The following is a 15790-nucleotide window of genomic DNA, read 5'->3' as shown; positions in this document are numbered from 1 at the left end:
TATGCCTGTTTTTAAACCTTTCCGTGGAATAAGACCTCATAAAGACTTTGAGAGCACTTTCCCTACCCATCCGCTGGACAATTTCACCCAAGAGGAGATTGCAGAGAAAGCTCAAGTTGAAAATACTTACATCAATATGATTAAACCTTATGTTGTAAGTAAATCCAAAGATATTGACCGGAATTTAAGGAAGATCCGTTCAACATTTGAAGAACTTCTGGAAGAAAAGAAACTGATCCAGGACAGTTCATCATATTACCTTTATGAGCAAATCTATCCCAACAAACAGGTTTTCAGAGGCTTGCTGGGATTAGCAAGTATTGAAGATTTCTGGAACGGAAAGATCAAAAGACACGAAAGTACCATTCCACAGAAAAAAGAAAAGCTGGCCCATTATCTGGACAAAGTAAGTCTTCAGGCTGAACCGGTGCTTCTTACCTACCCTTCCAATTCCAAGATTGAGCTTCTGATGAATCATGAAGAGAAGAATGTTCCTATTTTCAACCATGTGGATTCTATCGGGATCAGACATAAAATCTGGAGAATAGATAACCGTCTGAAACTTCAGCAATTCAAAGAGGTAATCGATCAAATTGATTCGTTTTACATTGCAGATGGTCACCACAGGATCGGATCTACTGCTCTGAATGCTAAATATCACAAGGAGAAAAATAAAAGACACAACGGTACAGAAGCCTATAATTTTGTCTATAGTTTTATCGTCTCCAACCAGTCGATCAAGATTCATGATTACAACAGAATTCTGTCCGATCTTAACGGGCTTTCCAGCGAAGAGTTTTTAAAAGAGCTGGACCAGTATTTCCTGATTCATGAAAAAGGTGAAACTTCTTATTTCCCTTCACAGAAATTCCACATCTCGATGTACCTGGATGGTAAATTCTACTCACTTCACGTAAAGCATGACCTACGTTCAACGGAAATGTCCCTTGACAACCTTGACCACCATCTTTTAGATAAATACATTTTCAAAAATATCCTTAAAATAGAAAATTCAGACAGTTCTGAGAAAATATCATACGCCAAAGGAACATCCAATATCCAGGGAATCAACTATTTAAAAGAAAAAATAGACAATGGTGAGGGCAAAGTAGGGTTCGGAATCTATCCAGTGAGTTTCAACGATATGATCAAAATTTCTGATCTTAAGCTCAGTATGCCTCCAAAATGTACATTCATTGAACCAAAATTGGTTACAGCACTGTTAATGTACGATATGAAACCTTAATAAATTCCTAATTTTTCCCTACTTTTATCTTCGGAAAAAGAAAGGTAAATAAAAAATGAAAAAAATCTTCATTATACTTCCACTCTTTTTGAGTGGATTTTTATTTTCTCAAAAAAAGCCACAGAAAAAACCGGTAAAAAAAACAACCGTGGCTAAGTTCAACTATCATGATGAATTCAAAAGAATCTCAGACGAGGTAATGACCAATGGTACCGCTTACGAAAATCTTGGGGAACTTACCAAAGGGATCGGTCCCCGTTTCAGTGCTACTCCCGGTTATATGAAAGCGGTGGAATGGGCAGAAAAAAAACTCAAATCTATCGGTATTGAGATGATCTGGAGAATGGAAGCCAAAGCTCCGGTCTGGATAAGAGGAAGAGAATCTTTGCAAATAAAAACAGCGAATGGAGATTGGAAAAATATCAGAATGCTGTCTTTCGGGAATTCTGAAGGAACTGGCGGGAAAGATCTTACAGGCGAAATTGTTTTAATTAATTCAACTTCTGAGCTTAATGCTATGTCGGTTGGACAATTGAAAGATAAAATCGTTTTCGTCAATCTTCCGATGGATCCGAAGATCATTAATACAAATGATTCTTATTTAATTACCGCAAAATCTAAATTAATTTCTGCTTCCGTGATTGCTAAAACAGGAGCAAAAGCTTTAATTATAAGATCTTTAACAACAGCTATGGACGATACACCACACGCAAAAATGGTGTATTACGAACCTGATGACAAAGTAAGAATTCCTGCCGTGTCCATTGGTGTAAAATCCGCTGATGAATTAGAAAAATTATTAAAAAATCAGAAAGTTGCCGCCAAACTGAATATGACGGCGCAATCAAAAGGCGATACTACCAATCCGAATATTATTGCTGAAATTCAGGGTAAAAAAGATTCTAAAGTGATTGTTTTAGGAGCTCAATTAGATTCGTGGGATTTCGGTGAAGGGGCTATTGATGACGGAACCGGTGTTGCACAATGCATTGAAGTTTTAAGAACATTCAAAGCTCTTGGGATCGAAAATAATCATACGATAAGAGTTGTTTTTTATGCAAACAGCGAAAACGGGGGACAAGGACGTGAAATGTATGCAGCCTATGTGAAAAAGAAAGGAGAAAAACATGTTTTTGCTTTAGGAACAGATGCAGGAGGATATTCTCCAAGAGGATTTTCCTTAGATATGTCTCCACAAAGACGAAGACAGATCTTCGAATGGAAAAATTATTTCCTTCCTTACGGTATTTATGATTTTGACCAAACTGAAGCTATTCAGGATATTTCTCCGCTGAAAAAATTGGATATTCCTTTAGCTGAACTGGTTGTAGATACACAAAGATATTTTGATTACCACCACTCTGAACAGGATACTTTCGATAAGGTGAACAAAAGAGAGCTACTGTTAGGGGCTACAGCAATGACGCAACTTATTTTTATCATCGATAAAAACTGGTAAAATGAAAAAAACCGTCACTCTTTCACTTTTAATGGTAAGCATGGCCGTTTTCGGGCAGTCTAAAGAGGATTCAATACAGTTTAGTAAAATTTCTACAGAAATACTGAATAATGGGAAAGCTTATAATGAACTGAAAGACCTTACCAAAAACATTGGAAACCGTTTAAGCGGTACCGAAGCGTATGAAAAATCTGTAAAATGGGCAGAACAGAAGCTCCGTGATGCCGGCGCCGATAAAGTTTGGCTTCAGGAGGTAATGGTTCCGGTCTGGACCCGCGGAAATGAATCCCTGCAGATCAGAACCTCTGAAGGCAAATGGAAGAACCTGAAGATGCTTTCTCTCGGAAACTCTGAAGGAACGGGCGGAAAAGATGTTTCCGGCGAGATCATTATGGTAAGATCATTAGAGGAATACAACAGGCTTCCCGCAGATCAAGTAAAGGATAAGATCGTGTTCTTTAACTACCCTTTTAATCAATCACATGTTCAAACCTTCATTTCATACCGGGAAGCCGGAGCATACAGAAGGTCTGCAGCCAATTTAACAGCTCAGAAAGGTGGAAAATTTGCCATGATCAGATCTTTATCTTCTGCTTTTGATGATGTTCCTCATACAGGTAATATGCGGTATGACGACAACGTCTCCAAAGTACCTGCAGTAACTATCGGAAATACAACCGCAGATGAACTGGAAGCATTGTTAAAAAACAAAAAGATTATTGCCAAGCTCAATTCCAACTGCGGAATGAAAGGGGAGAAACTCTCCCATTCTGTGATTGGTGAGATTACCGGGAAAAAAGACCAGAGCGTCATCGTAGTCGGTGGACATCTGGATTCATGGGATGTGGGTGAAGGTGCACATGATGACGGTGCCGGAATTGTACAAAACATTGAAGTTCTGAGAACATTTAAAAAACTTGGAATTAAAAATAACCATACCATCAGGGCTGTTTGTTTCGCCAATGAAGAAAACGGAACCAAAGGCGGAAAGCAATATGGAAAAGCAGCAAAAGAAAGCAATGAAAAACATCTTTTTGCGATAGAAACGGATGCGGGAGGCTTCTCACCAAGAGGCATTTCCCTGGAAATGGATGATAAAAACAGAAATCAGATCAAAAGCTGGGTGAATCTGTTCCTGCCTTACGGAGTATATAATTTTGAAGGCAAATATTCCGGATCAGATATCGCTCCACTGCATGAGATGGGTGTTCCTACCGCAGAACTGGTTCCAGATCCGCAACGTTATTTCGACATTCACCATACAGAAGAAGATACTTTTGAAAAAGTAAACCGCCGAGAATTACTTCTCGGTGCTGCGGTAATGACACAACTTATTTATATGATCGATAAAAATTGGTAAACTATGAAAAAGATAATTGGAACTTCATTATTATTCCTGGGAATGGCTGCTTTTGGCCAGTCAAAGGAAGATTCTGTCCAGTTCAGCAAAATCTCCACAGAAATCCTGAACAACGGAAAAGGCTATACAGACCTTAAAGATTTGACTAAAAATATTGGACATCGCTTAAGTGGTTCTCCCGCTTATGAAAAATCTGTAAAATGGGCAGAACAGAAGCTCCGTGATGCCGGCGCCGATAAAGTTTGGCTTCAGGAAGTAATGGTTCCGGTCTGGACCCGCGGAAAAGAATCCCTGCAGATCAGAACCTCTGAAGGCAAATGGAAGAACCTGAAGATGCTTTCTCTCGGAAATTCTGAAGGTACCGGCGGAAAAGATGTTTCCGGCGAGATCATCATCGTAAAATCTATGGAAGAATATGACAGACTTCCGGCAGATCAAGTAAAAGATAAGATTGTATTCTTTAACTACCCTTTCAGTCAGTCTTTTGTAGAAACATTCAGAGGCTACAGCGATGCTGCAAAATACAGGGTAACGGCTGCTGCTTTAACGGCTAAAAAAGGAGGTAAATTTGCCATCATCAGATCTCTTTCTTCTGCTTTTGACGATGTTCCGCATACCGGAGCCATGCGCTATGAAGATAAAGTTTCAAAAATTCCTGCCGTAGCCATTGGAGCAACAACTGCGGATGAACTTGAAGCTCTTTTAAAGACACAGAAAGTCACTGCAAAGCTTAATTCCAACTGTGGGATGAAAGGGGAAAAGCTCTCCCACTCTGTCATTGGCGAAATCACCGGCAAGAAAGATCAAAATGTGATTGTAGTCGGTGGACATCTGGATTCATGGGATGTGGGTGAAGGTGCTCATGACGACGGAGCAGGAATTGTACAAAGTATTGAGGTTTTAAGAACATTCAAAAAACTGGGGATTAAAAATAATCATACGATCAGGGTTGTTTGCTTTGCCAATGAAGAAAATGGCGTAAAAGGAGGCATTCAATATGGAAAAACGGCCAAGGAAAAGAACGAGAAGCACCTTTTCGCCATAGAATCCGATGCGGGCGGCTTTGCTCCAAGGGGAATTGCCCTGGAAATGGATGATGTGAAAAGAAACCAGATCAAGAGCTGGGCTGGTTTATTCATTCCATACGGAGTATATAATTTTGAAGGAAAATATTCAGGGACTGATATCTATCCGCTTCATGATATGGGAGTCCCTACGGCAGAGCTGGCACCGGATTCCCAAAGGTATTTTGACATCCATCACACGGAAGAAGATACATTTGATAAGGTGAACAGAAGAGAGCTTCTGTTGGGTGCTGCAGCTATGACACAGATCATTTATATGATTGATAAGAACTGGTAAGGTATTGTTCTAAACTTGCTTTTTACCGCAAAATTACGTCAACAAGTTGATTCAAAGGGGAAGTTTTATTTTCTTTCCTAATCAACTTGTTGACTTCTTATATAGGGACCCAATTTTTGCATACCTCCCATAGGTCTCTCAGATTACACATACTTTTTATCAAATCTCTGATTTTTTTAAGCTTTTGTGATAATTCTATGTTAAGCTTTGAACCTGAAAATTCTAAAGTACTCCACAATTTTTGTAATTTTTGTTGCTTTAAAAAAAATTGAATTCAATTCTTTTTGTCTTTCAATTTCTATATTTCTCTGTTAATCATCTACAAACTTAAACCTACTTAATGCTAAAAACAAGCAGGAAAATTCACTTTGGCATGAAATTCGCAAGCTAAATCATTGAAAAAAAATTATTTAAAACACAGACGATGAGAAAAGGTTTCCGTGGGAGCTTCAGTTTCCATTGAGTCGAATAAAGGTTTCATATTTTAATATGGCCTTTTCTTTAGATACCGTATGCATCGGAAAAGATAGTCCCTTATCAATTCCATTTACGATGATGATTGTGTACGGTGTCATAAAGCTCATGAATTCCTTCCGGAATTCAATACTGTTTTTTAATTAAAACTTTCTGGGCAGCTTAAAGCATACCCTGATGTAAAACAATCAAACGGCCATAAGATCATAACCTTAGCCAAGTTTAACTATGATCCGTATGCCATTTAATTTATATCGGAAAATGATTCCGGACCGTTCTATTGAAGAACGGAAAACAGATGTATAACCCTTAAAAAGTGATTAATGATGAGAGACTTTTTTGAAATGATTTTTAAGAGAAATGAAGATGCTGCAAAAATGAATATCTGGAGCCTGATGCTCCTGTTGAGTTTTGCTGTTTTTTCCGTGCTGGTGTATTTTATATATGCCTCAAAACCAGATTTTAACAGCTTAATTGTATACCTTACCGCGTTTGCGGCATACCTCGGCTTTGGAATTGTATTTATCAGCTCCCTTGCCGGAAAAATGAATTCTTCCGATACAAGGAAGAAATCGAGACACGCATAACTTTAATTTCTACTTTACTAGAAAGCCGTTCAATGTATTGAACGGCTTTTTCTTTATTAAAATTACTTTAAATAAAAACCTATAATCAGCTGTTATTCAAAGTCTATAGGATTAATAGTAAAAAAAATAAAAGCTCTTACACTGAAACAGTATCTATACACTTCCTGTTCTCAATTCTAAAAACTCTAAAACTCTCTAAACTCAAATTTAAACCCCTACTTTCAAAAACTCTTTTCTATCCAGCTTCACCTGCATTTCTTTTCCGTCTCTCCTGATTTTAAGATCAATTGAATTCTGCCCGTTTTCTACTCTATTAAGAAAATAATGACAGGCACTTTCTTTGTTAAGGTTATCCAGATTAATGTTATTGATGCTGATAATAGCATCTCCAACTTTCAATGGAAAATTTTCTTCCTGAAATACAAAGGCCACTGTCGGTTTTGAATCTATAAAACGGTAACCGAAACCGAAAGACTCCAGTTTAGCAGGCTCATTTTTGATCCGTTTCATATAGATCTTATTTCCTGACCAGTCGAGGATGAATACAAAATTTTTAAAGAAATCATTCCCGATCAGGTTGGTCCCCCCTGTGGCAATTATTTCATTAAAGAAGCTTTTATTACCTAATGACAGAGCTGCGGTCCGGAAAATATATCCCGGTGCAGGTTTTCCGGCCCCATAAGCGCCGATAGAGTTTGTTCCATAGACTTCTATACTCTTTAATGCCTTTTGAGCCTCATATGCACCATCTGTGATCTTCATCCTTCCGGAAAATCCGGTATCGAAGGTAAGCTCTATTTTTTTTCCCTGCAGATCAGTTTCTACAACGGGTGTTTTTTGTGTTCTGGGGCTGAAAGGAATGACAATATCATAATCTGCCGGGTTAAACTGCGCAAGATCTTTTGAAGCTTCAAGTAAGTTTTCCGAATAATTAATTTTCCAGAAAAGTTTTGCCATCTGATTGGCTCCAAGAATCCCATCGATTTTGAAGCAGCTCAACTCAGAAACACTGAAATCCATCACGACAACTCCCACATCTTTGAAAACAGCTTTATCAACGGTCATTTCCGGCAGAATAGTGAAGATCTGTTCCTGTTTGTTTTTCTGTGAATCCTTTACGTTACTTTTATGTTTTTTCTCCAATCCCAGCTCAGTGTATACTGCTGTAGAGATCACCGTTGGCGCTCCGGTATCAAACAGAAAATTGTAAGGCTTCCCATTAATGCTGACCTGTACAAAAGGTAGATCATTGGCATATCTCAGGTTGATCTTTTCTACTGGATTCTGAAGCTGTACCTCACCGCTTTTGAAGAATTTTTTTCCCTGTGCGGAAAAAGTGGTTGTGGAAAGAATAAGAAGGGTGTAGAAGATTTTTTTCATTGAATTACTTTACACGAAAATAGAGAAATTACATTAAACTAAAAGTATAAGCTTTTACTTTAACTGAATCTTTATATAATTTTAAATCTCCAGCGGATAAAAAAAGCCGTCCTCACGGACGGCTTCAGTATATTTTAAAACTTCAATTACTGTACTTTCACAAGCTCAACATCGAAGATTAACCAGGCATTTGGCGGAATAACACCTCCTGCTCCTCTTTCTCCATAAGCCATTGCCGGCGGAATCAATAAGGTAGCCGTTTCGCCTTCTTTAAGTAACAGGATCCCTTCATCCCATCCTTTGATTACTCTTCCCATTCCGATTGGAATTTCGATAGGCTCATTTCTTTTGAATGAAGAATCGAATTCTGTACCGTCGATTAATTTACCTGCATAGTGTACAGATACGTTGTCACCAGCTTTAGGAGCCTTTCCAGCCGGAGCTGTTTTAGTGATCTTGTAATATAATCCTGATTCAGTTTTCTGCATTCCGGCTTTCAGGTCTTCAACCATTTTTTCCTGGTTAGCTTTGAATTCCTCTTCTTTTTTCTTTCTGTCAGCTTCTTCTTTAGCAATGTAAGCTTTATTGTTTTCTGCGATTTTAGCTTTTCCTTCTGTGAAAGTTTTTGCTGCATCGTAGTTTTTGTATTCGTCACCTTTGCTGAAAACAGAAACTTTTTCTAAAACGATATCTGTTTTAGGCTTATCCTGAGCTCCTTTTTCTACGTTAGCAATGGCATCGATCACATCGTTACCTTTAACTACTTTTCCGAAGATGGTGTGTCTTCCATCTAACCAAGGTGTAGCCACTTCAGTGATGAAGAACTGAGAACCGTTTGTGTTAGGTCCGGAATTCGCCATAGAAAGGATTCCTTTTCCTGTATGCTTAAGATCGTTTTTCTCGTCTTCGAATTTATATCCAGGATCTCCCATTCCTGTTCCCTGAGGATCACCTCCCTGGATCATGAAATCTTTGATCACTCTGTGGAAAATAGTCCCGTCATAATAAGGAACTCCTTTCGCCTTAGCTTTGTTGTCTATTTTTCCTTCTGCAAGACCAATAAAATTGGCTACAGTTACCGGTGCTTTTTTGTCTTCGAACTGCACGATCAGGTTTCCTTTAGAAGTCTGAAGATTTGCATAAAGTCCGTCATGAAGACCTTCGTAAGTTTCTTTGTCTACGTTCATTTTTTTATAGATTGGGGTACAACTCATCAGCGAGATACTTGCCGCTGCCAGAATTATATTCTTGTTAAACAATTTCATTATTTATAGCGCTTTTAATTTTATGATTAATGGTATATCGTTGTCTATATTCTTTTCGTCTCCAAAGGTTCCATAGGCCAGTGAAGAAGGTACCAAAAGCGTCACTTCCTCTCCATCATGCATAAAACGCAAAGCATTCTCTACCGCTTTCAGTTCATCAAAATGCCCGAATCTGGCATCTCTTCTTTCAAAAGGTTTGTCATAAATTTTGGTTTCATCAAAATCATAGAGATCATAAGAATAAGAGATGGGTGTATTATCCGCTCTTCTTTCTCTCTGATCAAAACCTTCAACACTTACCCAGTAATTAAGCTGTGTAGGATAATATTTTACAGGCTGACCACTAATCCAATCCTGGATCTGGCCACGCTCTATGGTATTGAGATTTCTCATTCTCTCCTTGGAAACATCCAGGTCTTTCTGGCTCAATACTCCACCTACGGGAGGATGCGCCGTGGGTGCATTCCGGTTACAGCTTAGCAGGCTTACTGCTGATATGAAGAGTAATTTTTTCATAAACTTTTGCGAAAATACGCATTTCGGGGAAATATTGTTCAATAGGTTTTAAAAAATTTTGGAGAAAATAGTGAAGTATTTCCGGGGGATGGAATTATGGGGATTTAAAAATTAAAAATTCAAGGATTTAAAAATTTCAACCACAAAAGTCACAAAAGATCTGAAACACTTAAGTGTATTTAAAGTTTAAAATCCAACTGCAAAAAGTACATTTAAATTCTTATGAAAATTTTTGATTTTCTGCTTATGTAATCTTATTGTTTCCGGGATGGCAAGACTTTTATAACTAAAAAAGCTTTTGTGACTTTTGTGGTTAAACAGATGGGGATTTAAAACAAAAATCACCCCGAAAAGAGGTGATCCTATATTTGATATTCAAGTATTATTGAATCGTCACTTTAATCATCTGTGGAAGTGACGGAAGTGTATTGAACTGGTTCGGGTTGGCAAGCTGCTGTACCGGCTGGCTTTCAGCCTCAGCCGGCTCCGACCCTATGTGGGCTCCCGGAAAAGAGCTCACCAGCGTTCCACTGTCAAAAAGCCCAATGATCGAAGAGATATCGCCACGCGTTGAGCCGTCTACCCCGTTATTCATGGCTGCAATAAACCAGTCATTGGATTGTCCGTACATTGTTGCCAGTGCAATACGGTCTCCTTTACGTGCAGATATTACCTGTGAAGCCTTGCCGCCGTTATTTCCGTTTATTCTAGGTCGTAAAACACCTGTAGCCGGATCTTTAAGGACGAATACTTCTTTTATTCCCGGCTTGCCTTTAAGGAAAGCTGCCAAAACATCAGCATTACCCTGCTGAGAAAGCTCCTTCAAACCTTCTCCACGGTCATTCTCTCCGGTTTTAAAGATAGGATTATCGTTACCGCTGTATACTACGACCAGTACCGGTGAAAATGCAGAATTAGGACCTGTTATACCTGTAAGGTATTGTTCCAGAGGCGTTGTTTTTCCGGTTTCAGCAAGGTCTGTCAATCCGTTAGCTGATGGCTTTCCTGGTGAAAAAATAGGATCTTCCTTCAAAAGTGTTGTCCCTGAAATATGGGAAACAGCCCAGACTCCGGCACTTATTGGCGTTTCATTGGCTGTACCGCCTGAAGTATTGGTTAATTTCAAAGTAAATTTGGTTCCTCCCTCATGAGTCAATTCCGCTTTCAGCAATTGTGAAGCGGGTGTTGCCAATGCAATTTCTGTAACATTCAACGGAGTATCTTCTGCAACACCGGGATGAGTAACACCAGGGCCCGTAGGTTCATTTTTACGTGTCCCGTTATCCCAAAGCTTGATCTGTGAAGAAACATTTCCTGTTACCGGATCTCCGTTATCCTGATACAGTTTCAGTCCCGGGTTGGCCGGGGCAAAAAATAAATCGTTACTGTTTCCATACATGGCAGCAAAACTTACCGTCTGTCCTTTTCCTGCATAAAATGTAAATGAGGCTGATTCCCCGGGATTAATGACAGGTGATGACCCTGCATTCCGGAAAGTTCCGAATTGTGTCAATGCTTTACTTTCAATTATATTTTCTACAGTTATTGTGGCCGCATCGTTTACCAACATTTCTCCGTCATCATCTTTACTGCAGGAGGAAACAGCTAAAAGACTGATCACAGAAAGCAGACCAAGAGGTAATTTGAACTTTAGGAATTGCATAGTATTCTAAATTTTGTGAAAAATTACCAATAATTGGCGAGAAAATAAAAAAACCGGCAGAAATAAATTTCTGCCGGTCGTATCATGAATCAAATAATATTGAAATTAAACAGTTTCCAAAACGTCTTTTTCAACCATAACTCTCCATCCGAAAGGATCTTCGCTAAGGTTGTTCTGAAGGTCTGTAAGATCTTTTTTAAGAAGAGCTGCAAAGCTTTCCTCATCCGACAATTTAGGAAGTTCAAGCTTTACGCCCTGGTATCCTAAGGCTTGGAATACAGTAGTTACAACAGCTGTTCCCACTCCCCAAACTTCTTTCAGCGTTCCGTTCTTCTGAGCTTCTATAACTGTTTTCACAGCTACAGGCTCTATTTTTACCTCGATTCCTCTTTTGTTGGCAAGCTGGATGAAGCTGTCTCTTGTTACCCCGTCAAGGATTTTTTCGGAAGTAGGCGGTGTATAGATCGTATCGTTAATTCTTACGAATACGTTCATTGTTCCACTTTCTTCAAAATATTCATGAGTAGAATCATCAGTCCAGATGATCTGCTCATACCCTTCTTCAATAGCAAGCTGTGTAGGATAGAAAGAAGCGGCATAATTTCCTGCTGCTTTAGCAGAACCTACTCCTCCGTTGGCAGCTCTTGAATAATGATCTGAAATTTTCACAGAAACCGGTTCTGAATAATAACTTTTCGCTGGTGTCGCAACGATTGCAAACATATATTTATTAGCAACTCTTGCTTTCAAAGCTTCCTCTGTGGCAAAAATCAATGGTCTGATATATAATGACATCCCTTCTCCCTGCGGGATCCAATTTCTGTCGATATCTACTAATGCCTTCAATCCGTCTAAAAACATTTCTTCAGTCACTTCAGGCATTGCCAGACGTTTTGCTGATTTATTGATACGTTCAAAATTCTTTTCCGGCCTGAAAAGGAAAACCTGCCCGTCTTTGTCTTTATAAGCTTTCATACCTTCAAAACAAGCTTGCCCGTAGTTTACACCCATCATGGCTGGCGTAAATGGTATTGGACCATAAGGAACCAATTTCACATCACCCCATTTTCCATTTTCATACTCACATATAACCATATGGTCGATAAAAGTATTTCCAAATGAAAAATTGTCCGGATCAAAGTCCGAAAGTCTGGAGTTTTCAGTTTTTTGAATTATCATTTTTTAAAATTTTTACGATGTTCTACAAATTTAATATAATTTTCTAAATATAAAAATTTTAGAGTAAATTTGACAAAAAAATAGCTTGAAAAGAGAGATCAAGACCACAAACGACGGTAGTAAAACATTGTTTATCAATGATTTAAATGAAAACTACCATTCTCATCATGGGGCGCTTCAGGAAGCAGAACATGTGTTTATTAAAAATGGACTAAATCAACTAAATGATTACGAAATTAATATTTTAGAACTCGGTTTTGGAACAGGTTTGAATGTTTTGGTGACAATTAATGAATATTTAAAAACTGACAAAAATCATGTCATCAATTATTTTTCTCTTGAAAAATACCCGATAAATGAAGCTGAAATGAATGACCTTGCCTATTTTGAGCATTTTGATAACCCGGAATTCAAAAATATTTATCAAAAAATTCATCAGGCAGAATGGGAAAAACCATCTGAAATCATTAAAGGCTTTACCCTGAAAAAGATCAAATGTGACTTTTTCGACCTGAAAGACATAGACTTACCTAAAATCAACCTGGTTTATTACGATTGCTTTGGTGCGAGAGTACAGCCTGATCTGTGGGAAAAACCGCTTTTTGAAATGGTTTCCGACAAAATGTCCGTTAACGGATTGTTAACAACCTATTCTTCTAAAGGAAGTGTAAGAAGGATTCTTCAGGAACTGAATTTTAAAGTAGAGAAAAAGCAGGGCCCTCCCGGAAAGAGAGAAATGATTAATGCGGTAAAGATGGAAAGTGAGGAAAACAGAGAAAATTAGAAAAGGGAAACAACAGATTATATAAGAGCTAATTTGCAAATGGGTTTATTGGCTCTTTCTACTAAATTCCTTATTTTAGCTATACAAAATATTACATATGATTGATAAGATCAACATTCGGGTGTATGCCTGTGCAGTAAAGGATAAAAAAGTACTGACGCTGTTTGAAGAGTATGCCGGTGAACAATTAATGAAATTTCCGGGAGGAGGCCTGGAATTTGGCGAAGGGCTTATAGAATGTCTTCACCGCGAATTTGATGAAGAGCTGAATGTAAAAATTGAAGTTGTGGAACATTTTTATACCCAGGAAGATTTTCTGGTTTCACGTTTCAGAGAAAATGAGCAGCTGCTTACCATATATTATATAGTCAATATTACAACAGAGGAAGATTTTCTGATCCTTGATCCATGCATTGAGAAAATAGAATGGATCGATATCAACAGACCCGATAATCCTTTTCCGCTTCCAATAGATCAAATTGTATTCGATAAATTAAAAGAAAAATTCCTGTAAAAATTTACAGGAATTTTATATTTAAAGTCTGCTCAGATTTATTTTTTAATAAGCTTAAACCGGTTCTTATTTTCTTACCTTAAAATCGGAGGCACCGGGATAAGGCTGTAAATAACCGGAATTCCAGTTGGACTGAAGCAGGGATTCTATAAATTCATCCGTTCTGTTTTTGTGCGGGTTGTATTGGTCTTTCAGGTCTATATCTGCCACCTTCCCTTTTACATTCCACCAGAAAGCGATCCATCCGCCTCTCATCTCTTTAATAATCTCATAAACATTTTTTCCCGTTGCTCTGTTCATCAGCTTGGCAAAAACCTGGCCTTCTGTTGTTGTAAGATCTCTCAGCTGTTTTTCATACTGATCCGCAAGTATATTCTGCCTTTCTCTTATAAATTTCCTTTTGGCTTTGCTGTCCATATCTGTCATATCCGCCTGGATACCTCTATATTGCTCAAGCGCAGTGACAAATAACGGATAAACCCTGTTCAGCTTTTTATTAAGAAAATAATAGTAATTTTTATCCAGCTGATTATTAAACCGCGGTTTATTAACCAGGACCAGCTCATCCAGCACTACCACAGGCTCACCGTTAATTTCATAAATCTTTACCTTTTGACGTTCGTCATAATAGTACTTATTACCGAACTCATCCGTTTTTAAAGATTCAGCAGGATATTGGTTGAGGGGTTTCGCAATGATAGAATCCTTCTGACCAAAAACACTGACTCCAAAAAAGAGGATAAAAAGACAGACAATCTTGCTAAAATTCATTATTTTTACACTTCTAATAACAAAAATTACCCGCAAAAATCATTCCCTTTTATGAAATTTGAAAAGAAATCTTTGAAATTTTTAGAAAAATACTTAAACACCTCTTCACCAACAGGTTACGAGCACAAAGGTCAGGAAATCTGGATGGATTATATCAGACCGTATGTAGATAAAATAGAAATAGATCATTACGGAACTTGCTATGGGATAATCAATCCCGATGCTGAATTTAAAGTAGTGATTGAAGCCCATGCTGACGAGATCTCATGGTATGTGAATTACATTACAGATGAAGGATTGATCTACGTGATTAGAAACGGAGGTTCAGATCAAACGATAGCTCCTTCAAAAGTTGTTCATATTCATGGTGAAAAAGGAATAGTAAAAGGCGTGTTTGGATGGCCTGCAATCCATACAAGAACCAACCAGAACGAACCGACCCCGAAAATTGAGAATATCTTTATCGACTGTGGAGCCATTTCCAAAAAAGAAGTTGAGGAAATGGGAATTTATGTAGGATGCATGATCACTTACCCGGATGAATTCTTTGAAATGAACGACAGGTATTTTGTCTGCAGAGCACTGGATAACAGAGTCGGGGGCTTTATGATTGCGGAAGTAGCAAGACTTTTAAAAGAAAACAAAAAAACAATTCCATTCGGATTGTATATCACGAATTCTGTACAGGAAGAAGTAGGACTTTATGGGGCAGATATGATCGCTGACACCATTAAACCTAATATCGCCATCGTAACAGATGTTACCCACGACACCACCACTCCAATGATTGAAAAGAAAAAAGAAGGCGATCAGAAATGTGGTGACGGACCTGTGGTCTTCTTTGCTCCAAGCATTCATCATACCATCAGAGAATTGATCATTGATACAGCAAAAGCTAAAAAAATTCCTTTCCAAAGAGCTGCCGCAAGCAGAGCAACAGGAACAGATACCGATGCTTTTGCGCATTCTAACGGCGGAGTACCAAGTGCATTAATTTCCTTACCTTTGCGCTATATGCATACCACGGTAGAAATGGTGTCTAAAGAAGATGTAGGCAATGTAATCCAGCTGATCTATGAAACCCTTCTGAAGATTAAGCCGGAAATGAAATTGAAGTATCATTAAGAGAATCAAGATGCAAGACACAAGATTCAAGACGCTTAAAATCAAGTAATAAGGATAGCTAATATCCGCTTAGTTCCGATCTTGGCTCCTGGTTCTTGGCTCTAA

The 15790-nt window shown here is 38.3% G+C and carries 14 protein-coding genes; 8 read left to right on the top strand and 6 right to left on the bottom strand.

Annotated features, from left to right (window positions below; all coding sequences use genetic code 11):
- The first annotated feature begins 1 nt into the window (after window position 1).
- The 5 genes from ACTJIV_RS12470 to ACTJIV_RS12450 all read left to right on the top strand — a co-directional run bounded on the left by ACTJIV_RS12470 (window position 2) and on the right by ACTJIV_RS12450 (window position 6488).
- Window positions 2–1246 (top strand): DUF1015 domain-containing protein, encoded by a 1245-nt coding sequence (locus ACTJIV_RS12470; RefSeq protein WP_111952966.1) that lies wholly within the window; start codon window positions 2–4, stop codon window positions 1244–1246.
- A gap of 55 nt (window positions 1247–1301) precedes the next feature.
- Window positions 1302–2705: a M20/M25/M40 family metallo-hydrolase gene (locus tag ACTJIV_RS12465; RefSeq protein WP_223559697.1), complete on the top strand. Its 1404-nt coding sequence runs from the start codon at window positions 1302–1304 to the stop codon at window positions 2703–2705.
- A 1-nt stretch (window position 2706) separates the two neighbouring features.
- Complete coding sequence (locus ACTJIV_RS12460; protein WP_440627842.1) at window positions 2707–4065, top strand: M20/M25/M40 family metallo-hydrolase; 1359 nt, start codon at window positions 2707–2709, stop codon at window positions 4063–4065.
- 3 nt (window positions 4066–4068) lie between these two features.
- Window positions 4069–5427, top strand: a complete 1359-nt coding sequence (locus tag ACTJIV_RS12455; RefSeq protein ID WP_440627840.1) for a M20/M25/M40 family metallo-hydrolase — start codon at window positions 4069–4071, stop codon at window positions 5425–5427.
- Between the two features lie 797 nt (window positions 5428–6224).
- The gene (locus tag ACTJIV_RS12450) at window positions 6225–6488 is read left to right on the top strand and encodes a hypothetical protein (protein WP_146896919.1); all 264 of its coding nucleotides are present in this window, start codon (window positions 6225–6227) and stop codon (window positions 6486–6488) included.
- 207 nt (window positions 6489–6695) lie between these two features.
- On the opposite strand, the gene ACTJIV_RS12445 is transcribed toward ACTJIV_RS12450, so the two are convergent.
- The 5 genes from ACTJIV_RS12445 to ACTJIV_RS12425 all read right to left on the bottom strand — a co-directional run bounded on the left by ACTJIV_RS12445 (window position 6696) and on the right by ACTJIV_RS12425 (window position 12491).
- Window positions 6696–7868 carry a retropepsin-like aspartic protease gene (locus ACTJIV_RS12445; RefSeq protein WP_440627838.1) on the bottom strand — a complete coding sequence of 391 codons (1173 nt, stop codon included), beginning with the start codon at window positions 7866–7868 and terminating at the stop codon, window positions 6696–6698.
- Between the two features lie 146 nt (window positions 7869–8014).
- Complete coding sequence (locus ACTJIV_RS12440) at window positions 8015–9055, bottom strand: peptidylprolyl isomerase (protein WP_223559865.1); 1041 nt, start codon at window positions 9053–9055, stop codon at window positions 8015–8017.
- Between the two features lie 81 nt (window positions 9056–9136).
- On the bottom strand, window positions 9137–9649 hold the full coding sequence (locus ACTJIV_RS12435) for an FKBP-type peptidyl-prolyl cis-trans isomerase (RefSeq protein ID WP_223559702.1): 513 nt from the start codon (window positions 9647–9649) through the stop codon (window positions 9137–9139).
- Between the two features lie 382 nt (window positions 9650–10031).
- Window positions 10032–11312, bottom strand: coding sequence for a spondin domain-containing protein (locus ACTJIV_RS12430; RefSeq protein WP_440627835.1), 1281 nt, complete (start codon window positions 11310–11312; stop codon window positions 10032–10034).
- Window positions 11313–11417: 105 nt separating this feature from the next.
- Window positions 11418–12491, bottom strand: coding sequence for a branched-chain amino acid aminotransferase (locus ACTJIV_RS12425; RefSeq protein WP_111952950.1), 1074 nt, complete (start codon window positions 12489–12491; stop codon window positions 11418–11420).
- Between the two features lie 85 nt (window positions 12492–12576).
- Between ACTJIV_RS12425 and mnmD the strand changes: the two genes are divergently transcribed.
- Both mnmD and ACTJIV_RS12415 read left to right on the top strand, forming a co-directional pair.
- Entirely contained in the window at window positions 12577–13275 is a 699-nt protein-coding gene (gene mnmD, locus ACTJIV_RS12420) for a tRNA (5-methylaminomethyl-2-thiouridine)(34)-methyltransferase MnmD (RefSeq protein ID WP_223559704.1), read from the top strand.
- 97 nt (window positions 13276–13372) lie between these two features.
- Window positions 13373–13789, top strand: coding sequence for an NUDIX domain-containing protein (locus ACTJIV_RS12415; protein ID WP_111952946.1), 417 nt, complete (start codon window positions 13373–13375; stop codon window positions 13787–13789).
- A 66-nt stretch (window positions 13790–13855) separates the two neighbouring features.
- On the opposite strand, the gene ACTJIV_RS12410 is transcribed toward ACTJIV_RS12415, so the two are convergent.
- Window positions 13856–14560: a DUF4294 domain-containing protein gene (locus ACTJIV_RS12410; protein ID WP_111952944.1), complete on the bottom strand. Its 705-nt coding sequence runs from the start codon at window positions 14558–14560 to the stop codon at window positions 13856–13858.
- A 51-nt stretch (window positions 14561–14611) separates the two neighbouring features.
- Here ACTJIV_RS12410 and chrP point away from each other — a divergent pair, with 51 nt between their 5' ends.
- On the top strand, window positions 14612–15685 hold the full coding sequence (gene chrP, locus ACTJIV_RS12405) for a chryseobasin maturation metalloprotease ChrP (RefSeq protein ID WP_440627832.1): 1074 nt from the start codon (window positions 14612–14614) through the stop codon (window positions 15683–15685).
- Window positions 15686–15790 lie beyond the last annotated feature (105 nt).

The organism is Chryseobacterium sp. 22532, from assembly GCF_052044665.1.
GTDB classification, from domain to species: Bacteria; Bacteroidota; Bacteroidia; order Flavobacteriales; family Weeksellaceae; genus Chryseobacterium; species Chryseobacterium lathyri.
The sequence above is the reverse complement of the archived record's forward strand: the minus strand, read 5'-3'. Positions and strand labels throughout refer to the sequence as shown.